Annotated in this window: 3 protein-coding genes; all 3 read right to left on the bottom strand. The window is 57.0% G+C overall.

Annotated features, from left to right (window positions below):
* Positions 1-112: 112 nt before the first annotated feature.
* Genes PMI30_RS24880 through PMI30_RS24870 form a run of 3 tightly spaced genes read right to left on the bottom strand, consistent with a single transcriptional unit; the run spans position 113 to position 3678 of the window.
* Positions 113-2416: a PqiB family protein gene (locus tag PMI30_RS24880; protein ID WP_008006506.1), complete on the bottom strand. Its 2304-nt coding sequence runs from the start codon at positions 2414-2416 to the stop codon at positions 113-115.
* Entirely contained in the window at positions 2409-3032 is a 624-nt protein-coding gene (locus PMI30_RS24875; RefSeq protein ID WP_007896874.1) for a paraquat-inducible protein A, read from the bottom strand. The genes PMI30_RS24880 and PMI30_RS24875 overlap by 8 nt, the downstream gene beginning before the upstream one ends.
* The gene (locus PMI30_RS24870) at positions 3019-3678 is read right to left on the bottom strand and encodes a paraquat-inducible protein A (RefSeq protein WP_008006507.1); all 660 of its coding nucleotides are present in this window, start codon (positions 3676-3678) and stop codon (positions 3019-3021) included. The genes PMI30_RS24875 and PMI30_RS24870 overlap by 14 nt, the downstream gene beginning before the upstream one ends.
* Positions 3679-3788: the final 110 nt, after the last annotated feature.

Here is a 3788-nt window from a genome sequence, read left to right on the forward strand (position 1 = left end):
CATGCTGGGCGCACAACAAAAAGGCCGCGATCCAAATGGATCGCGGCCTTTTTTTATCTTTTCATTGTAGGAGCGAGGCTTGCCCGCGAAGGCGTCATCACAGACGCAATAACTACTTGCCGATCGAAATCTTCGGCGCCCAGGTCAGCCATTCATCTTCGAACTGGTCAAACAGCGGGAATGTTTGCTCGGGCCGCGCCGGGGCACCCATGCGATCGCCATCCGGTGTGGCAAACGCAATGCCGCCCTGGACCAGCGTCTCCAACGATTCGGTGCGTATTGTCGCGCCTTTGAACAAGCCGTAGTCAAAACCAAAACCACTGGTGTTCCAGAACCGCGTGCCACTGCGCACCAGCGGCGCGTACTTCGGCTCGATCAGGATGTGCACCAATACCCGATCCGCCGTCTGGCCCAGTTCATAGCCGGTCACCTTGCCTACCGTGATTTCGCGATAGGTGACAGGGACGCCGGTCTTCAGCGAACCCCGACGAGCAGCGCTCAACACCAGGCTCAAACCAGCTTCTTCCTTGGCAGTTTCCGGGGGAATGGTCAGGGCCACAAAGTTCTTTTGCGGGCCGAGGTTCTTCGGCGCGGGTTGCACTTCAATGTATTGCCCAGTGACCAACGTTTCGAGGTTCGAGGTCTTAATCAGACCTAGCTCAGGTTTGACCACCCAGAACTGACTGCCGACCCGAGCGATACGCTCCGGTACTTCTGTGATCCGTGCGGTCAGCAGTACTGATTGCAGGTCATCACTGAGGTCGACGTCCTCGATCTTGCCAACGTCCAGGCCTTTGAATCGAACCGGCGTGCCACTGCGCAGGCCATCGGCGCGATCAACCTTGATTGTCACCATCGTGCCTTTCTGCGTCGCCTCGTCATGGCTCGCATGCAGGCGGAAACGTGGAATACGTTTTTGCAACGGCGCTTTGGCTTCCGGGGTTTCGAAGGCGATGCCACCGGCCATCAGGCTTTGCAACGACTCACTTTTGACCTGGATGCCGCCGGTCAACCCACCGGTGAGCGTAATGCCGCTGGCATTCCAGAAACGCGTCGAGGCGTTGACCAGCCCTTCGTATTCCTTCTCGATATGCACCCCGATCACCAGCTGCTTTTTGGTGCGGGAGAATTGATAGCTCTGAACCGAACCGACCTTGACCTGTTTATAGAGAATCGGACTGCCGACTTCCAGCGAACCGAGGTTCTCGGTGAACAGCACCAGGTGCAGACCCGGCGAGCGCAGATCCAGAGGCGGCGCCTTGGGCCGCGCTTCGAACTCACGCTGCGGTGCCCCGCCCTTGTCGCCAGGCCGCACGGCGATGTAGTTACCTTTGACCAGAGCTTCCAGGCCTGTGATACCGGCGAGCGAAATCGATGGTTTCACCACCCAGAACTGGGTGCCAGTGACCAGGTAATCCTCGGCGAGTGGATCGAGAGTCAACTCGGCACTAGCACTGGACAAGTCCGGATCAATCTTGAGCGTTTTCAGATTACCGACCTGGATGCCTTTGTACATTACCGGCGTACGACCGGCCTGCAGGCCTTCGAAATCGCTGAGTTTGACCTTGACCCGAATACCCGCTGCGGCCGCATCGAAATCCTCATAGAGACGGAACGGCAGGCTTGGATCGGTGGGCGGGCTGTCCTTGCGGTTCTCCGGCGTGGCAAATGCAATACCACCGGCGACGATGCTGGCGAGGGACTCGCTACGCACTTTCACACCGGAGAGGTTGGCGTCGATACTGATGCCGCTGGCATTCCAGAAACGCGTGTGTTTACGCACCAGGTTGGCGTAGGTCGGCTCGATGAAGACTTTGAGTTCGACAGTATTCTGGTCTGCGGACAGCACGTAGCTTTTGATCTGACCGACCTGGATCTGCTTGTAGAACACCGGGCTGCCGCGATTCAGCGAGCCAAGGCGATCAGCCTTGATGGTCAGGTGCAGACCGGGTTGGGCATCCGATAGCGGAGGCTCTTGGGCCAGGGCCTTGAACTTGCGAGTCGGCTCGCCTTCACCTGGGCTGACGGCCACATAGTTACCCGAGACCAGCGTCTCCAGGCCCGTGATACCGGCCAGGCTCACGCTCGGCTTGACCAGCCAGAAACGCGTGCTGGTCTTGAGGTATTGCTCCACGTCCTTGTTCATCTCGATGGTGGCGATCACTCCTTTGGAGCTGCCTTCGTCATCGAGTTTGAGGGCTTTCACCTTACCGACCGACATGCCTTTGTAGACGACTTCGGTCTTGTTGGCCTGAATGCCTTCACCGCTTTCGAAGCGCACCTGAATCTCGATGCCCGTCTCGCTGTAGGCACGCCAGCCGAGCCAGCCGCCGATAATCAAGGCGATCAGGGGCAACACCCAAATGGCTGACCAGTTCGAGGCCGGTCGGGTTTTCGCTTTAGGCAAATCAGTCATGGTCGTCGTCCGACTCCGTGTTATCCCAAATCAGTCGGGGATCGAAAGTTACCGCGGCAAGCATCGTCAGAATCACCACACTGGCGAAGGCGATGGCGCCAAGATTGGCTTCGATGCTGGCAAGCCGTCCAAAATTCACAACCGCCACCAGGATGGCGATTACAAAGATATCCAGCATCGACCAGCGGCCGATGAACTCGATAAAGCGGTACATCAAAATGCGCTGGCGTGCCGAGAGCGGCTGCCGACGCTGCACCGAAAACAGCAGCAATGCGATGCCCACCAGCTTGAACGTAGGCACCAGGATGCTGGCGATAAAAACCACGGCGGCGATTGGAATCATGCCGTGCTGAACCAGTTGGATCACACCGGACATAATGGTGCTCGGATCGCCCTGCCCCAGGGAATTGACGGTCATGATCGGTAGCACATTGGCCGGGATGTAGAGAATCGCGCCCGTGATTAATAACGCCCAAGTACGCATCAGACTGTTCGGGCGGCGGGCGTGAACCAGCGCACCGCAGCGAGTACAAACCTGCTCGTCGGTATCGGCTTCCTGCTTGTTCAACTCATGGCATTCGGCGCAAATCAGAATGCCTGCATCAATCGCCCGCATGGGCATCTTCTCCTGATAGAGCCTGCCAGATCTGGTGCGGTGACATCACTACTTCCAGCCAGACCTGAACCAACAACAAACTGATGAAGCACACCAGACCAAGACCTACGGTGATCGCCGCCATATCGGCCAATTTGACGATCGCAACCAGTACGCCCATGAGGTAAACCTCGAGCATCCCCCAGTCCCGTAGATGGTGATAAATGCGGTAGAGCAGCAAGCCATAACTGCGTCCGATATCGAAGCGAATACTCAGCAACACGAACAGCTGGCAAAGCAGCTTGAGCAGCGGAATCCCCATGCTGCAAAGGAATACCACTGCCGCTACGCCTCGCATACCGGTATCGAACAGACCGACAACGCCACTCCAGACAGTATCGTGCGACGACTGTCCAAGTAGATGGAGCTGCATGATGGGTAAAAAGTTCGCAGGGATGTACAACAACAGTGCGGCAATGACCAAGGCGAGACTGCGCTGCACGACATTGTGCCGATGGGCATACAGCTCATAACCGCAGCGTACACAGATGGCTTTCTCACCATGAGCAAGCTCAGGCTTGCGCATCAGCAAGTCGCACTCATGACACGCTACCAAGTCGTCCAGCGGTAAATCTGACAGCCCTGGGGCGTCAACCGGATCTGGCATAAAGGCTTTGGCTCCGAAAAAGTTGGACCTATTCTAGTGTCCCGACTCGAAAATAACTGTGCAATTTTGTATTGCCGCCAGAGTGCTCTTTTCCTGCGGACAAAACAAAA

Origin of the sequence: Pseudomonas sp. GM50 (genome assembly GCF_000282375.1) — a bacterium.
GTDB lineage: Bacteria > Pseudomonadota > Gammaproteobacteria > Pseudomonadales > Pseudomonadaceae > Aquipseudomonas.